This window comes from Paraburkholderia lebeckiae (assembly GCF_050436325.1).
Lineage (GTDB): Bacteria > Pseudomonadota > Gammaproteobacteria > Burkholderiales > Burkholderiaceae > Paraburkholderia > Paraburkholderia tuberum.
On sequence record NZ_JBNDLZ010000002.1, the window covers coordinates 1,706,403 to 1,721,756 of the forward strand.

The 15,354-nt window shown below is 63.6% G+C and carries 17 protein-coding genes; 1 reads left to right on the plus strand and 16 read right to left on the minus strand.

The window, feature by feature from the left end; translation table 11 throughout:
- Positions 1-12: 12 nt before the first annotated feature.
- Positions 13-762 carry an SDR family oxidoreductase gene (locus tag OKW44_RS11070; RefSeq protein ID WP_018424346.1) on the minus strand — a complete coding sequence of 250 codons (750 nt, stop codon included), beginning with the start codon at positions 760-762 and terminating at the stop codon, positions 13-15.
- A 94-nt stretch (positions 763-856) separates the two neighbouring features.
- On the opposite strand from OKW44_RS11070, the gene OKW44_RS11075 reads away from it, so the two are divergent.
- On the plus strand, positions 857-1,774 hold the full coding sequence (locus OKW44_RS11075; RefSeq protein ID WP_018424345.1) for an AraC family transcriptional regulator: 918 nt from the start codon (positions 857-859) through the stop codon (positions 1,772-1,774).
- Positions 1,775-2,459: 685 nt separating this feature from the next.
- Here OKW44_RS11075 and OKW44_RS11080 read toward each other — a convergent pair.
- From OKW44_RS11080 to OKW44_RS11150, 15 genes are all read right to left on the minus strand, one after another.
- Entirely contained in the window at positions 2,460-3,287 is an 828-nt protein-coding gene (locus OKW44_RS11080) for an alpha/beta fold hydrolase (RefSeq protein ID WP_018424343.1), read from the minus strand.
- A gap of 48 nt (positions 3,288-3,335) precedes the next feature.
- Positions 3,336-4,238, minus strand: a complete 903-nt coding sequence (locus OKW44_RS11085) for a SphA family protein (RefSeq protein WP_051103843.1) — start codon at positions 4,236-4,238, stop codon at positions 3,336-3,338.
- A gap of 71 nt (positions 4,239-4,309) precedes the next feature.
- Complete coding sequence (gene dmpG, locus OKW44_RS11090; RefSeq protein WP_018424341.1) at positions 4,310-5,317, minus strand: 4-hydroxy-2-oxovalerate aldolase; 1,008 nt, start codon at positions 5,315-5,317, stop codon at positions 4,310-4,312.
- Between the two features lie 20 nt (positions 5,318-5,337).
- Positions 5,338-6,297 carry an acetaldehyde dehydrogenase (acetylating) gene (locus OKW44_RS11095; RefSeq protein WP_018424340.1) on the minus strand — a complete coding sequence of 320 codons (960 nt, stop codon included), beginning with the start codon at positions 6,295-6,297 and terminating at the stop codon, positions 5,338-5,340.
- 28 nt (positions 6,298-6,325) lie between these two features.
- Complete coding sequence (thmT, locus tag OKW44_RS11100) at positions 6,326-6,517, minus strand: 2-hydroxymuconate tautomerase (RefSeq protein ID WP_018424339.1); 192 nt, start codon at positions 6,515-6,517, stop codon at positions 6,326-6,328.
- Between the two features lie 31 nt (positions 6,518-6,548).
- Positions 6,549-7,337 (minus strand): 2-oxo-3-hexenedioate decarboxylase, encoded by a 789-nt coding sequence (gene dmpH / locus OKW44_RS11105; protein ID WP_018424338.1) that lies wholly within the window; start codon positions 7,335-7,337, stop codon positions 6,549-6,551.
- The gene (gene dmpE / locus OKW44_RS11110) at positions 7,334-8,158 is read right to left on the minus strand and encodes a 2-oxopent-4-enoate hydratase (protein ID WP_018424337.1); all 825 of its coding nucleotides are present in this window, start codon (positions 8,156-8,158) and stop codon (positions 7,334-7,336) included. Before dmpE ends, dmpH begins: the two co-directional genes overlap by 4 nt.
- A gap of 8 nt (positions 8,159-8,166) precedes the next feature.
- Positions 8,167-9,621: a 2-hydroxymuconic semialdehyde dehydrogenase gene (locus tag OKW44_RS11115; protein ID WP_018424336.1), complete on the minus strand. Its 1,455-nt coding sequence runs from the start codon at positions 9,619-9,621 to the stop codon at positions 8,167-8,169.
- A 38-nt stretch (positions 9,622-9,659) separates the two neighbouring features.
- The gene (locus OKW44_RS11120) at positions 9,660-10,589 is read right to left on the minus strand and encodes a catechol 2,3-dioxygenase (protein ID WP_018424335.1); all 930 of its coding nucleotides are present in this window, start codon (positions 10,587-10,589) and stop codon (positions 9,660-9,662) included.
- Between the two features lie 25 nt (positions 10,590-10,614).
- The gene (locus tag OKW44_RS11125; RefSeq protein WP_018424334.1) at positions 10,615-10,986 is read right to left on the minus strand and encodes a 2Fe-2S iron-sulfur cluster-binding protein; all 372 of its coding nucleotides are present in this window, start codon (positions 10,984-10,986) and stop codon (positions 10,615-10,617) included.
- Between the two features lie 33 nt (positions 10,987-11,019).
- Complete coding sequence (locus OKW44_RS11130; RefSeq protein WP_018424333.1) at positions 11,020-12,093, minus strand: NADH:ubiquinone reductase (Na(+)-transporting) subunit F; 1,074 nt, start codon at positions 12,091-12,093, stop codon at positions 11,020-11,022.
- Positions 12,094-12,107: 14 nt separating this feature from the next.
- A complete protein-coding gene (locus tag OKW44_RS11135) occupies positions 12,108-12,467 on the minus strand; it encodes a phenol hydroxylase subunit P4 (protein WP_018424332.1) in 360 nt (119 codons plus the stop codon).
- Between the two features lie 41 nt (positions 12,468-12,508).
- A complete protein-coding gene (locus OKW44_RS11140) occupies positions 12,509-14,032 on the minus strand; it encodes an aromatic/alkene/methane monooxygenase hydroxylase/oxygenase subunit alpha (protein WP_018424331.1) in 1,524 nt (507 codons plus the stop codon).
- 18 nt (positions 14,033-14,050) lie between these two features.
- Entirely contained in the window at positions 14,051-14,320 is a 270-nt protein-coding gene (locus OKW44_RS11145; protein WP_018424330.1) for an MmoB/DmpM family protein, read from the minus strand.
- A gap of 7 nt (positions 14,321-14,327) precedes the next feature.
- Positions 14,328-15,341 (minus strand): aromatic/alkene monooxygenase hydroxylase subunit beta, encoded by a 1,014-nt coding sequence (locus tag OKW44_RS11150; RefSeq protein ID WP_018424329.1) that lies wholly within the window; start codon positions 15,339-15,341, stop codon positions 14,328-14,330.
- Positions 15,342-15,354 lie beyond the last annotated feature (13 nt).

Sequence of the window (15,354 nt, forward strand, 5' to 3'; positions counted from 1 at the left end):
GCAACTGGCGGGTTAGTGAGTCTCGGCCGCCCAGGCTTCGGCATCGGCGCCGGCCGGGAGGCGCATCGGCGCCGACGGATCGGTCGCTGCGCGCCACACCGCTTCGGCGACGTCCTGCGCCCGGGTGGTCGGGGCGGACGCATCCAGCATCCGCGCGAAAACGTCCTTGACAAGGTCCGCATAGGCTTCGTGGTCGAGGCCATGCATGTGGGCGCGCGCGTTGTCTCCGAAGCGGGTTTCGGGCGCACGTCCCGGCAGCACCAGCCGCACCCGTACGCCGAACTGCTCGAGTTCCAGCGCCATCGATTCGGTGAATGCGTTCACCGCCGCCTTGCTCGCGCGGTATGCGGCAATCAGGGGCAGGGCCTTCAGCGTCACGCTCGACGTGACGTTCACGATCACACCGGCCCTGCGCTGGCGGAATTGGGGCAGCACCGCTTGCGTCAATGCGATCGTGCCGAAAGCGTTGGTTTCAAAAATTTCGCGTACCGTGGCGATCGGGGTTAATTCGGCCGGGGACGCCGCGCCGAACCCCGCGTTGTTGACGAGGACGTCGATCGGCCCTGCGGCCTCGACAGTCGCGCGAATGCTGTCCGGGTCCGTGATGTCGAGCGCAAGCACGCGCAGACTGTCGGCTGGCGGCAGCACATCCGCACGCGGCGTGCGCATCGTGGCGATGACCTGCCAGTCGCGCGCGAGGAAGTAACGGGCGATCTCAAGGCCGAATCCGGAAGAGCAGCCGGTGATCAGTACGGTTTTCATGGGGACTCCTGTAGGGCGTGTGTCCGTACGATAAATCGCCAAGGCCGTACTTGCTACAATCGATCATCCGAATTTCATTTGCAGGAGTCCGACAATGATCGACCCGTTGGCCGAAGTCGTGACGCTGCTGCAGCCGGGCGCCCGGTTCTCCAAGCTCGTCCACGGCGCGAGTCCCTGGCACATTTGCCGCTCGGTCGCCGGCCAGCCGTTCTATTGCGTGATTCTCGAGGGCGGCTGCCGCATCGCGATCGACGGACATGAGGCCATCGAGCTCCTGTCAGGCGACTTTGTCCTGATTCCCGCGGCTTACGGCGTAGCGATGTCGAGCCTCGAGCCGCCATCGCCGGGCGTCGAGACGCGGCCGCCCGCCGCGCTGGCCGACGGCGAATTCAGAATCGGCGACCCCGATCGCCCCATCGACGCGCACATGGTGGCCGGCCACTGCAGTTTCGGCTCACCGGATGCATCGCTGCTGGTCTCGCTGCTCCCGCAACTCGTGCATGTGCGCGGCGAACAGCGGCTGGCCACGCTCGTGCAACTGGTGCGAGAGGAAACACGGGAGCAGCGGCCCGCGCGCGAGGTCGTGCTCGCACGACTGCTGGAAGTGCTGCTCATCGAAGCGCTGCGGTCCGCGGCACAGACTAATGCGTCGCCGGGCCTGGTGCGCGGGCTTTCCGATGGCCGCCTCGCGGCCGCGATCCGCGGGATGCACGAACATCCGACACGCGCCTGGACCGTTGCTGAACTCGCGAAGGAGGCCGCACTCTCGCGCTCGGCCTTTTTCGAGCGCTTCAGTCGCACGGTCGGCATCGCGCCGATGGAATACCTGCTCACTTGGCGCATGGCACTCGCGAAGGACCTGCTGCGTCGCAATGAAGGCCGCATCGCCGAGATTGCGCAGCGCATCGGCTACAGTTCAGCCAGCACCTTCAGCGTCGCCTTCACGCGGCACGTCGGTCGGCCGCCCACGCAGTATGCGCGCGAGGTGCAGGCGGTCGCGAACGGCGCATGAGGCGGCTCAAATCGGCTGTTCTCAGATGTGGACGCGCGTCCCTATGCGATCCGCACTCACCAGGAATGTCCGTTATCGAGACCGCTACAGCCCATCGAATGTCTGGCGTCTACGGCCGATGTATGACCGCAGGTGGCCAATCCGCGCCCGACGACCGAGCGCGACGCTCATCCTGGCCGCGCGTGCAATGCAAAAGGCATGTGCCGACCCGGAGCGGACCTACAGATGCTCATCAGTCGAATGACAGCTTCCGAAGGTCGAACTGCCATTGACGCGAAGATCGCCACTGCCCGCTCATCGGCCATGTTGCGGACATTCATCTTCCTTTGGAACTTGCTTATAGCGAATGGCCGGTTACGAGAAAAGCAAACGCGCGATGCCGAGCGACCGCAGACAATCGTTTGTCACGCTTGAAAAGTCGGCTCCGTGGCGTCACGATTGGGTCAGTTTCTCTATCTGCCCGTTTACTTGACGCGATGGAAAAGGATGGCGTCTCGTCTGGACAAGCAGTGGTCCTGCGAGCTCAGCGTCGACACTGATCATGTGAACCGCGCGCGGCAGTTCTTCGTCGGCAGGGCAAACCCCATAGGCTGAACGGCGTGACACACCACATACGCGACTACGCCGAAGCTTTCTGGCGGCGCCCGTCTTGCCGCACTGAGGATCGACCGCCTCGCCAGCTTTTCTAACCCACCAGAAATTTGTCGACCAACTGATTGAACGCATCGGCATGTTCGATCTGCGTCCAGTGCCCGCATTGACCGAAGACGTGCAATTGCGACGGGCCGATGAGTTCGAGCAGCCGCAGCGAGTTGGCGAGCGGAATCACCTGATCGTCGCGGCCATGCACGATCAACGTCGATTGTCGGACCTCGCCCAGTTCATGTTCGTGACACGCGAGCGCATCGACCCAGCGTTGCCGCGGCGCCGGAAACATCGCGGAAAACGACTCCTGATAGCCGGGCCGGATGCTGGCCCGATAGCGCGACTCCGCCAACTCGGGCGTGAGGCGTGAACGATCGAACGCGAACACGTTCATGATGCTTTGCATGTTCGCGACCGTTGGCTCATAGCCCCACACTGCATCGAGCCCCGGCGTCAGATCGAAGCGCACACCCGCTGCACCCATCAGCACTAGCTTGCGCACGCGCTCCGGATGACGCACGGCCATTGCCAGCGCGAGGGCACCGCCGAACGAGTTGCCGACCAGGTCGGTGCGCTCGATGTCAAGCGCGTCCAGCAGACCGACCAAGTGGTTCACCCACAGATCCATGTCGTAATGTGTGCCCGCGCGGCGCTCCGTGTAGCCGAAACCCGCCATGTCGGGTGCGATCACGCGGCGCGTACGGGCGAGCGCTGGGATCGTAAGACGCCAGTTTGCCCACGCGGTGACCCCGGGCCCCGAGCCGTGAATCAGCAACACCGGTTCGCCGGTGCCGACGTCGTGATAATTCGTGTCGAGGCCCGCCGCGCGAATCCGCAGGCCGATTTCAGGATCGTGTTGCTGTGTCATGGTGAACTCCTTGGCCGTCGCCTTCCTGGCGGCGGCATTGATTGATTGTCAGAACGGGATGACAGCGCGCGCCCACACCGCCTCGCCCGCCGGTCTGTTTCTCACGAAAAGCTCCTTCACCACACGCACGTCCACGCTCCCCTTCGCAAACTCGTAGCGAAACCCCGGGCCGATTGCGAAGACCTGACCGCGAAAACCGTCGCCGTTCACCGACGCGCCATATTGCGTGTCGTCCGTGGTCTGCTTGACGAAATAGCCCGCAATGCCGACCCGCGCCTTTGTCGTCACCGCGTAGCTCGCGCCATAGTCGACGTGGAACAGTTGGCCCGAGTGGTAGTCGGTCGCGGTGTTCATCGAGTTAAAGCTGTAAGTGATCTTCGCCGACATCTCCAGTCCGGGGGCCGGAAACCAGCTGACGCCGAATATCGGTCTCACCGTGTAATAGTGCTTGCCGGTGTTTAGCGCTGCGTTCTTGTCATACTGTCCGGTCGGCAGCACGAATTCGAGCGCGCCCACCGTTCGCAGGGAACCATCGCCCCACGCGATTAACGCTGGGCTCACGATCAGATCGCCGAGATTGGTGCGATCGAACGACGCGCCCCCCGCGTCCAGCGACAGATGCTCCATCGGCAGCACCACATACGCGCCGAAGCGCCCGCCGAGCAGCGACAGATTCGACATGTACAGGAGCCTCGGAATCAGCACGTCGGCATTCAGCTTGAACCCTGGCACAGAACTGTTGCCGTGCGAGTCGTTGAAGCGCGACGCGAAGTAATGCGTGTAGTACAGCAGTCCATACACACCCGCGGGCGGAAACGCTCCGGCGAAAAAGGCCTCGGCGCCCTCGCCTATCGTGTCGCTGCCGCCTTCGGTGGCGTGCACGTTGGTGCTGAGTGCGGCGCAAATGCCGGCCAGCAGCATCCCTCGCCTGAACGCGATTCGAACTTCCATCTTGCTGTCTCCTTGATATTGTTTTCGTGAGCCTTTGCGGGTGGACGGCCTGGCGGCCGCCCGCAACGGGGTTACTTCTTCAGATCGAGCGCGACATCGACGATCATGTCTTCCTGCCCGCCGACCATGCGCCGCCGGCCCAGCTCCACAAGAATATCGATCGTCTTCAGACCGTATTTCCCGGCGGTCGCCTCGGCGTGCCGCAGGAAGCTCGAATAGACGCCCGCATAGCCAAGCGCCAGCGTTTCGCGGTCGACACGCACCGGCCGATCCTGCAACGGACGCACGATGTCATCGGCTGCGTCGAGCAGGCCGTACACATCGCAGCCGTGATTCCACCCAAGCCGGTCCGCCGCCGCGATAAACACTTCGAGCGGCGCGTTGCCCGCCCCCGCACCCATGCCCGCCAGCGATGCGTCGATCCGGTCGCAGCCCTCCTCGACCGCGACAATCGAATTCGCCACGCCGAGCGACAGGTTGTGGTGCGCGTGCATGCCGGTCTGGGTGCCGGGCTTCAACACGTCCTTGAAGGCGCGGAAGCGCTCGCGCACGCCGTCCATCGACAGTGCGCCGCCCGAGTCCACGACATAGACGCAGGTCGCGCCATAGCTTTCCATCAGCTTTGCCTGCTGCGCCAATGCGGCGGGCGTCGTCATGTGGCTCATCATCAGAAAGCCGACGGTGTCCATGCCGAGTTCGCGCGCGTGCTCGATATGCTGCTTCGACACATCCGCCTCGGTGCAATGCGTCGCGACGCGCACAATGCGCGCGCCCGCATCGTAGGCGTTGCGCAGATCGTGGACGGTGCCGACGCCCGGCAGCAGCAGCGTCGCGACCTTCGCGTGGCTGACCGTTTCAGCGACGGCCGCAATCCATTCGACGTCGCTGTGCGCGCCGAAGCCGTAGTTGAAGCTCGATCCGCAGAGTCCGTCGCCGTGTGCGACCTCGATTGAATCGACGCGCGCATCGTCGAGTGCGCGCGCGATCGCCTTCATGTTCGCGATGCTGTATTGATGACGGATCGCGTGGCTGCCGTCGCGCAGTGTCACGTCGGAAATATAGAGTTTGCGGTTATGCATGGTGTCGCTCCGTTGCGCGATCAGGCCGCGAGCGGCGCGAGCCGCATTTCGGCGATACGTTCGGCGCACGCGAGCGCGGCCGAGGTCATGATGTCGAGGTTGCCCGCATAGGCCGGCAGATAGTGCGCGGCGCCCTCCACTTCGAGAAAGACCGAGGTCTTCAGTCCCGTGATCGGGCCGAAGCCCGGCACGTTCAGCGGCTGGCTTGCGTCGAACAGATCGAACTGCACGCGCTGCTTGAGCCGATAACCCGGCACGTAACGCTGCACACGCTCGGCCATCGCGGCGACGCTCGCTTCAATGGCGTCGCGATCCGCGGGATCGGACAGCGTGAAGACGGTGTCGCGCATGATGAGCGGCGGTTCGGCCGGGTTCAGAACGATGATCGCCTTGCCGCGCGTCGCACCGCCGAGCACCTCGATCGCCTTCGACGTGGTCTCGGTGAATTCGTCGATATTCGCGCGCGTGCCTGGACCTGCGGAGCGGCTGGAAATCGACGCAACTATCTCCGCGTAGTGGACCTTCGCCACACGCGATACCGCGTTGACCATCGGAATCGTCGCCTGGCCGCCGCACGTCACCATGTTGATGTTGGGCGCGTCGAGCTGCTCGTCGAGATTGATCGACGGAATCACATACGGGCCGATTGCGGCGGGCGTCAGGTCGATGACCTTGACGCCGTGCGCCTGCAGCAGCGCGTTGTGATGCTTGTGCGCGCCGGCCGAAGTGGCGTCGAACGCGATGCGGATGTCGCCGAAGTTCGACATGGCGAGCAGGCCGTCGATGCCGCCCGCGGTCGTCGGCACGCCGAGACGTTGCGCGCGCGCGAGGCCGTCCGACTGCGGATCGATACCGACGAGCGCGCCCATCGCGACATGTTTGCCGTGACGCAGGATCTTGATCATCAGGTCGGTACCGATGTTGCCGGAGCCGATGATGGCGACTTTTTGCGGCGCCGATGCGCCGTGCACGTTTGACATGGTCAGATTTCCTTTGATGCGTGGCGCACTAGCGCCCGAGTTCGAATGCGGTTTTGCCGCCAATCCCGAAGTGCGTCTTCGGGATTTCGATCAGCAGCACGCGCACCGATTCGCGCGGCGCGCCGATGGATTCGATGGCGGCGTCGGTCAGTGCGCCGATCAAACGCGCCTTCTGTTCGTCGGTCCGGCCTTCCATGAGATGAACGTTGATGATGGGCATGAATGTCTCCGTTTATGCAGGCGCGCTTCGCTCAGACGAAGCGCATTGAAACGCTGCCAAGATGCTGGAAGCGCGCGGTGACCGAATCGCCGGCGGCAACTGCAATGGCCTCGGTCACGCCGCCGGTCAGGATCAACGTGCCCGCGGGAATGGCCTTGCCGCGCGCGCCGAGCATGTTGGCGAGCATCGCGACGCTGGCGGCCGGATGGCCGAGCACCGCCGCGCCCGACGCCGTCGCGACGATTTCACCGTTTTTCTCCAGCACCACGCCAAGATTCTTCAGGTCGAGACCGGCGGCGCTGCGATGCCGGCCCCCCGTCACGAAGCGCGCCGACGATGTGTTGTCGGCAATTACGCTCTTCAGGTCGAAGCGGAAGTTTTCGTAGCGCGAGTCGATCACTTCCACCGCGGGCAGCACAAAGTCTGTTGCGGCCAGCACGGTGCCGATGTGGCAGCCGGGACCTGCAAGCGGATGCTTCGTCACAAACGCGATTTCCGCTTCCACTTTCGGGTGGATCAGCGACGACGTGTCGATTGCCGCGCCGTCCATGCACGAACCGTAGTCGGTGAGAAAGCCGTAGACCGGGTCTGTCACACCCATCTGGCGCATCTTCGCGTGCGACGTGAGGCCCATCTTCAAGCCCGCGACTTTCATGCCGCGCGCTTCCTTGCGGGCACGCAGCGAATCCTGGATCGCATACGCGTCGGCCCAGTCGATCTGCGGATACGCGTCGGTGATCTTGGTGATCGCCTCCCGTTGCAGTTCAGCTTCGTCGAGCCGATGCGCGAGGGCGTCGATCGTCGTTTGATCGAGCGTCATGGTTTTTCTCCCTGAATGAAACGCACCGACGCGCTGCCGATGCCGCCGAGACTGATCCGCAGCGAGTCGGCCGCCGTCACCGGCACCATTGCCGCGAGCGAGCCGGACAGAATCACCTCGCCCGCTTTGAGCGTCATGCCGAGCCGGCCGAGGGTGTTCGCGAGCCACGCCACCGCGTTGGCCGGATGCCCGAGCGCCGCTGCGCCCGCGCCGGTTGCCGCTATCTCGCCGTTCTTTTCGAGCGTCATGCCGACCAGTGCGAGATCGAGTTCGCGCGGGTCGATCGCCTGATCGCCGAGCACGAATACGCCCGACGACGCGTTGTCGGCCACGGTGTCCTGAATGCGGATCTTCCAGTCGCGAATACGCGAGTCGACGATCTCGAAGCACGGCAGTACGGCCTCGGTGGCACGCAATACGTCCGCATTCGTCACGCCCGGCCCCGCAAGGTCGTGTTTCAGCACGAACGCGATTTCGCCCTCGGCCTTCGGCGCGATCAGTTGCGACACGTCAATCGCGGCGCCGTCCGCGAACACCATCGCCGACGTGAGATGCCCGAAGTCCGGCTGGCGCACGTCGAGCATGTTCATCACCGCTTCGCTCGTCACGCCGATCTTCTTGCCGATCACTCGTTCGCCGCCGAGCGCGATGCGGCGTTCAATCATCCGCAACTGGATACGGTAGGCGTCGTCGATCGTGATGCCGGGTTCGCGTGCGGTCAGCGGCGCAACCGGCTCGGCATGACGCAACGCGCGATAGAGTTCGTCGCCGTAGCGCTCGATCGCTTCGGGCGCGAGCCCTTCTGTTTTTAACGGATTCATCTCAGCCCTCACAGCTTGACGCATACGTTGCGCAGCTCGGTATAGAACTCGAGCGAATGGATACCGCCTTCTCGGCCGATCCCCGACTGTTTCGCGCCACCGAACGCGGTGCGCAGATCGCGCAGAAACCACGAATTGATCCAGCAGATGCCCACGTCGAGCGCGCGCGCCATGCGATGCGCGGTGCCGGTGTCGCGCGTCCACACGGTGGCGGCGAGACCGTAGGGCGTGTCGTTGGCTTTCGCGATCACTTCAGCTTCGTCATCGAACGGCGCGACGTGACAGCACGGGCCGAAGATTTCCTCGCGGATCACGCGCGAGCCGTCCGGCACGCCAGTCCAGATCGTCGGCTCGATCCACGCGCCGTCCTTCAACCCAGCCGCCATATCGGGTACGCCGCCGCCGGTTACGACCACCGCGCCGTCGACGCGCGCCTGCTCGTAGTACGACAGCACCTTGCTGCGATGCGTCTGCGAGATCAACGGACCGAAGGTGGTGCCTTCGGCGCCGGGGCGCCCCGGACGCAACGCCTTCGCTCGTGCCGCAAGCGCATCGACAAAGCGCTCGTAAATCGGCCGTTGCACGTAGACGCGCTCCGTACCGAGACACACCTGCCCTGTGTTTTCAAAAGCGGAACGCGCGATACCTACCACGGCCGCATCGAAATCGCAGTCGGCAAAGACGATGCCCGCGTTCTTGCCGCCGAGTTCGAACGACACCGGCCGCACGCCGTTCGCCGCAGCCTTCATGATGGCTTCGCCGGTGCGCGTTTCGCCGGTAAAAGTGATCGCGTTCACACCGGGATGCTCAGTCAGGAACGCACCCGCAGAGTCGGGACCGAAACCGTGCACGACGTTGTAGACGCCCTTTGGCACGCCCACTTCGTTCATCACTTCGCCAAGCAGCGTTGCGGTAGCCGGCGTTTCCTCGGACGGCTTCACCACCACCGTGTTGCCGCATGCGAGCGCCGGCGCGACCTTCCATGTCATCAGCAACAGCGGCAGGTTCCACGGACACACGACCGCGATCACACCGCGCGGCGTACGCACGCCGTAGTTGAGGGCTTCGCCGCCGTCCGGCATCGCCATGGCGAAGCTTTCGGTGGGGACGTTGCGAATCATGTCGGCGAACACCTTGAAGTTCGCCGCGCCGCGCGGAATGTCGATGTGACTCGCCAGCGCATGCGGCTTGCCGGTATCGGCAATTTCGGCGGCGAGAAAGTCGTCGAAGCGCCGGTTGATGCCGTCGGCCACCGCGTACAGCAGTTCGACGCGCTGCGGCAGCGTCATGCGCGCCCAAGGTCCGTGCAAGGCCACGCGCGCGGCCTGCACCGCTGCGTTGACCTCGGCGCGGCCGGCCTCGTGCACGAGCCCGATCACACTGTCGTCGACCGGGTTGCGGTCTTCGAACGTGCGATCCGTGCCGACCCACTCGCCGCCAATGAAATTCTTGAATTCAGTCATGGATAGTCTCGATCGTTTCGTTGCGCCAGTCGCGCGGCTCAGGTCAACACGCTCAGGAAGGCCTCGTTGAGCTTGCGGTCGTGATAGAAAATCGCGCGCCCCAGGTCCTTGTCGTGCCACGTGATAGTCGGCTTGTCAGGGTAGTGGATGTAGCCGCCCGCGAAGACCTCGTTGCGGTTGCCGGACGGATCGAAGAAGTAGATCGTCGCGCCGCGCGTGATGCCGTGACGCGTCGGCCCGATGTCGAGCGCAACGTCGTGCTTGGAAATCAGATCAGCAGCCTTGAGCACGTCGCCCCAACTGTCGAGCTGGAACGACACGTGGTGAAATTTGTTCTTCGCCGCGTGGCGGATAAACGCGACGTCATGTGCCTTGTTCGAGCACGTCAGGAACGCGGCGATCTGCATGCCTTCCGGTGTAACGACCTGCTCGGCCAGCGAAAAGCCGAGCACGTCGCGAAAGAGCTTCACGGTATCGTCGAGTTCGTCGCCGTACAGCAGGCAATGATCGAAGCGGCTCGGCGACATGCCGCGCAGGTCGTCGGGCCAGGGGTCGGGGTTCAGGTCGCCGGTCGCGCTGCCGACCTTGTCCTTCGTCGCGAAGAGTTCGATCGAGTGGCCGGTCGGTACGGTGAAGCGGAAACGCCGCCCTGTATGCAGATGCTCGCCGGCTTCCATCCAGAGGAAGTCTTTCGCGTAGCCCGATTCCTTCACCGCGTTCGCGAGCCGGTCGAGCGTCGCTTCGCTGTCGACGCGAAAGCCGAGGTAATCCATGCCCGGCTCGTCCGCTTCGCGCAGCACGACGCTGTGATGGTCATGTTCGTCCCATGCCTTCAGATACACGCGCCCTTGCGCGTCGCGGCCGGTTTCATGCAGGCCGAGCACGTCGATGTAGTGCTTCAACGCCGGACCGATTTCGAGGACTCGCAGCGCAATATGGCCGGGTCGCAGTACGCCTTGCAATGCCATGATGTGTCTCCTTGATGGTTCTGGTTCAGACGCCGCCCGGCGCCTGTTGCTGCTGGATGGACTCGTGGTGTTCTTCCGCCACCGTTCCGGCGCGCGCCTTGTCGATGCAGCGCGCCATCCTGCCGATCACGCGCACCGACAGATCCGTGAGCGGACTGATGCGGCATGCGAGCACCGTGCCGCACGCTTCCTCGTCGGCGCTCACGCAAGCGCGGCTCATCTTGCAGGCGTGATAGCGGCCGCTCAGCACCTGCACCTTGCACACACCGCAGCCGCCGCCGCGACAGCCGAGCGGAATGCCTCGCCCGCCTGTCGCCGCCATCGCATGAAGCACGGTGGCGTTCTCCGCGCAGCCGAACGTGTCGCCGGTGTTTTCAACTTCGATCCGCCAGGTCATCACCGCTCTCCTAGAGTGAGCCGACGGAGCGCGTCAGATGCGGAACAGCGGGCTTTTGGCCGCCTCGCTCGCATCCGCCGCCGACAGGAACTGCTCCGTGTAGATGTCGCGCTCGAACAGCCGGCCCTGCATCAAGGTTTTGATGCACGCCTCGACCATCGGCGGCGGCCCGCACAGATACGCCTTGTGGCCGCGAAAATCGGTGATGCCCGCGGCGTCGGAGTACTGCGCTTTCAGGACCTCGTGCACGAAACCGCGCGGGCCCGGCCAGCCGCTGTCGTCTGGCTCGCTCGACAGCGCGGGCAGGTAGCGGAAATTCGGGTGGCGTTCGGCCAGGTCGTTGAAAAAGGCTTCGAAATAGAGTTCGTCGCGTGTGCGGGCGCCGTGGATCAGCGTGATCGGCAACGTCGAGCCTTCGTTCAGCAGATCGAGGATCATCGACTTCGGGCTCGACAGGCCCGAGCCGCCGGCGAGGAAGATCGTCGGCATCTGCGCCTGTTTGCGCACGAAGAAGTGGCCGAACGGCGCGGCGAACGCCAGTTGCGCGCCCGGTCGCAGTTCGTCGTGCAGCCAGCCGGTCGCGACCCCGTCCGGCACACGGCGAATGTGCATCTCGATCTCGCCGTCATGTGGCGCATTGGCAAGCGAGAATGCGCGCGGCTGCCCGCAGCCCGGCACATGCAGATTCAGGTACTGGCCTGCCTGAAACGCGACACGCCCGGCACCCTCCACCGCGAGCCGGATCACGCGGATAGTCGGCGTGGCGTCTTCGATCGCGACGACCGTGCCCGTGTAATCCTGCAGCGGCAGATTTTGCGCGTCGGGGTCTTCGTCGATGTCGGCTTCGATCACGAGATCGGACATCGGCGTCGCGCAGCACGCCAGGCACTTGCCTTCTTCGCGCTCGAAGTCCATCAGCGCGAAGTCCGACGCGTCGCCCTGATCGATCTCGCCGTCGACGACCTGCACCTTGCAGGTCGCACACAGCCCGTGACAGCAAGCATGCGGAAGCCACACGCCCTGACGCAAACAGGCATCGAGCAGCGTCTGCCCCGCTTCGATGCCGATGGTCTGGCCGAGCGGTTCAATACGTACGGTGTAGTCCATCACTGTCTCCCGCGTTAGCTGCACGAACCGCCGATGCCAGTCAGGCCCGGCGTCCGCAGACGGATCACGTCCTTGTGAACGAGACCGTTGTCGGCGAGCGAGCGCTCGCTGTCCGGCCGCCACGGCTCGCCGGATCTGAACCACTGCGCCGTGTGCCAGTCGATCGCGACGAAATCGGGATGCGCGCCATACAGACCCGGCAGCAGGTCCGACACCAGCGCGCCGAACGTCATGTCAGGCGGCACCGGAACGCACAGCGGCGCGGCGAACATCAGGTGGTCCTCCCAGCCGATGTAGAGCAGCCGGTTGCCATGAAACTGCGACTCGCGGTCGGCCGGTTCGAACGCGTAGGGTTTGATCGCGGTGATGCTCATGCCTGTCTCCTTCGTCTCTCTGTGCTTGTGTCGCGTCGCGCTCATTCGTTCGGAGCGTGAGCGCCGGACTCGTTTTTCCATGCATTCCAGTTGCGCTCGTCGGGCGAGCCCGCGAAGTCGAGGTTGTCGTGACCGTGGTTGAGGTGGTAGTACTTGAGAACATCGTCGAGCGACGCGCCACCACAGTTGCCCTGATAGATCTGGTGCACCGGCAGCCACGCCTGCACATATTTCTCGGGCTCGCCTTCGAAGATGTCCTTGCAGCCGTCCGAGCAAAAGTGGAACTTCATGCCGTGATACGTCGATTCGCGGTAGGCGATTTTGGTCGGGTCGTCCGGCTCGCTGAAGAACATCGGTACCTGGCAGGTCTGGCAGAGCATCGGCAGACTGGCGTTGTAGAAACGCTTGCCCGCCTGCTGCTGTTCGCGCCAGTATTCGAAACGCGGCCGGTAGACGCTGTCGAAGGTCTCCGGGTACTTGGCGGAAAGCCAGTCGAGTTCTTCGTCGGAGGGCACCCAGGTGTGGAAGTCAGCAGCGGCGCCATAGTTGTAGAACGTTGCCCAAGCCTCATGCGTGACGCGGTCTTTGGTCTGCGTCGCGATCTCGTGATACTTCGGCATGCGCAGGCCATAGCGTTCGAGGTCTTTGAAGAGCGCGCCGCCCGCGTCTTCGAAATAGATCTTCCACGCCTCGGACCACGACATCACGCGCTTGGGCAGCATGTAGTCCATCATCATGCCGACCAGCGTCAGCAGCCGGAAACCGCGCCAGAACCATTTGTCGAGCCACTTCTGCACGATCGGCACATTGTCGGGGTCCTGCTCGCAGAGAAACTTCACGACTTCGAGACCGAGCGTCATGTGACGCGACTCATCGGACTGCGCGGAGAAGCCGAAGGTGACCGTCGCCATATCGCCGTTGTACGCCGCGCCTGACATGAACGGCATGAACAGCAGGTTCGTCAGCACGTATTCGAACGAAAACGAAATCGCCGTGATGAATTCGAACGGACCGGCGCTCATCGCATCTTCGAAGTACGACTTTGGCACCGACAGATACCAGACGCGGTCGTACATATGCGGCCATTCCGCGAAGCCGTTGAAATACTTGTTGTAGAGCGACAGCGTGTGGACCTGAGTCTGACAGTGACGCAATTCATCGATCGACTGCATCTGGCAAGCGACGCGCGCACCAACCCCGCGAAAATGGCGACCCAGATGCGCATAACCGCGATGCGCCGCGTATTCGAGCGGCGTCACGCCGGTCAGGAACAGCTTGAGCGTGTTGATATAGCGTGCGTCGGAGACATTCATGTGCCCGTTGTTCTGCGCGAACGAATCGATGATCGCGTAGAGTTTGCGTTCCTTCTCCGCCTGATACTTCCAGTACGCGTCCATCGTCATGCGGAACGGGTCTTCCCACTTGTCCCAGTCGTGAATCTTGATGCCCTCGTACTGATCGAACGGGAACACCTTGTCCATCGGCTGATAACTGGTTTCCCAGCCGAGATCGCGCGTCATCAGCGCGTACTTGTCTTTCAGGTTCAGCTTCTTGCGTGCGTCCATCATTCGTCTCCGTTTATATCAGGCGTGCCATTGCAGCGTGAAGGCATCGTCGGTTTCATCGATGTTTCCCGACAGCGACACCAGATTCAGTTGCAGCTCCTGGATGTTCCAGTCGCGGCCCAGCTCTTCCGATACGTGGGGGCGCGAAATCACGAGCTTGCCGGGCGCGTCGATCTTCACCATCGCCGGATACTCGTTGACCGTAGCCTCCGGATTCACGGCGGTAATCGCGGCAACGATCGCGCGCGTTTCGTCGGTGTTCTGCAATGCGATGTAGACGTTTTGCATGACGGCCTCAGGGTTGGACTACTGCCACCGGCAATGCGCCGAGCTTCGTAAGACGAGCGGCGAACTGCGCGCCGCTTTCATCGAGTGCGGCAGCGCCCGCGCCGTCGAGCAGCGTGCCTGCAACGGGGAGAAGCGCGTCGAGCGTGCGGGCGCGGTAGTACTCGACCCAGCCGGCAATTCGTTGCTGGTTCTCGGGCGATTCAGCGCTCACCGTGCGGATCAGCGCGTCGACCCACTTGGTGTGATCGGACTGCCATTGCTGCGTGAACTCGGTGAGCATCGCGAGACTTGCACCGAGGTGCTGCGCAACGAACGCGTCGAAGTGCTGATAGACGAGCGGATACAGCAAGCCGTCGAGCACAAGGTTCTGCGCGACGAAGGTCTCGAACCAGTCTTCGATCACGAAGAGATCCTCGACGAGGCGGCGCATCGGCTGCCAGGCCTCGGCTTCCAGCCACGCGGTCTTCGCGCGTTCCAGCGCGACGCCCGTGTTGCCGTCGAGCGCGAGACCGATACGCGACAGATACTGGGCAATGCCGAGCCGGTCCATCGCGCAGAACGTGCAGGCCTGCGTAATCGCGGTGCCGTAGCCGTAATCGGCGCACAGCGTGTTGTTCATATTGGCGCCCCATTCGATGTGACGCAGCGGCAACAGTCCGGCGATCAAGCGCTCCTGCCATTCGTACGACAGCCCCGCCAGCAGTCCGCGACGCTCCACCAGATCGAACGCGCCTTCGGCCGCCTCCTGTTGCCGCGCGCGTGTCGTCACATAAGCGCCGTAGTAGTACTGGCGCGGATCCTTCAGCGCGTACCAGTCCTTCATGCGGATTTGCGTGCGGCTCGCGTCGAACAACTCAAACTCCGGCGCCCATGTCGGCCGATAGTGAAAGTTGGTGGTGGGCTGAATGTCGTAGGTCGCCTCCTGATATCGCGAGGCCGGCTTGTCGCCGAAACGGCGCCCGACGTGCCCATAGGTTTGACGCAGCGGCTGGGCCTTGAGCGTCTTGATTTCGACTTGCATGAGACTGTCTCCG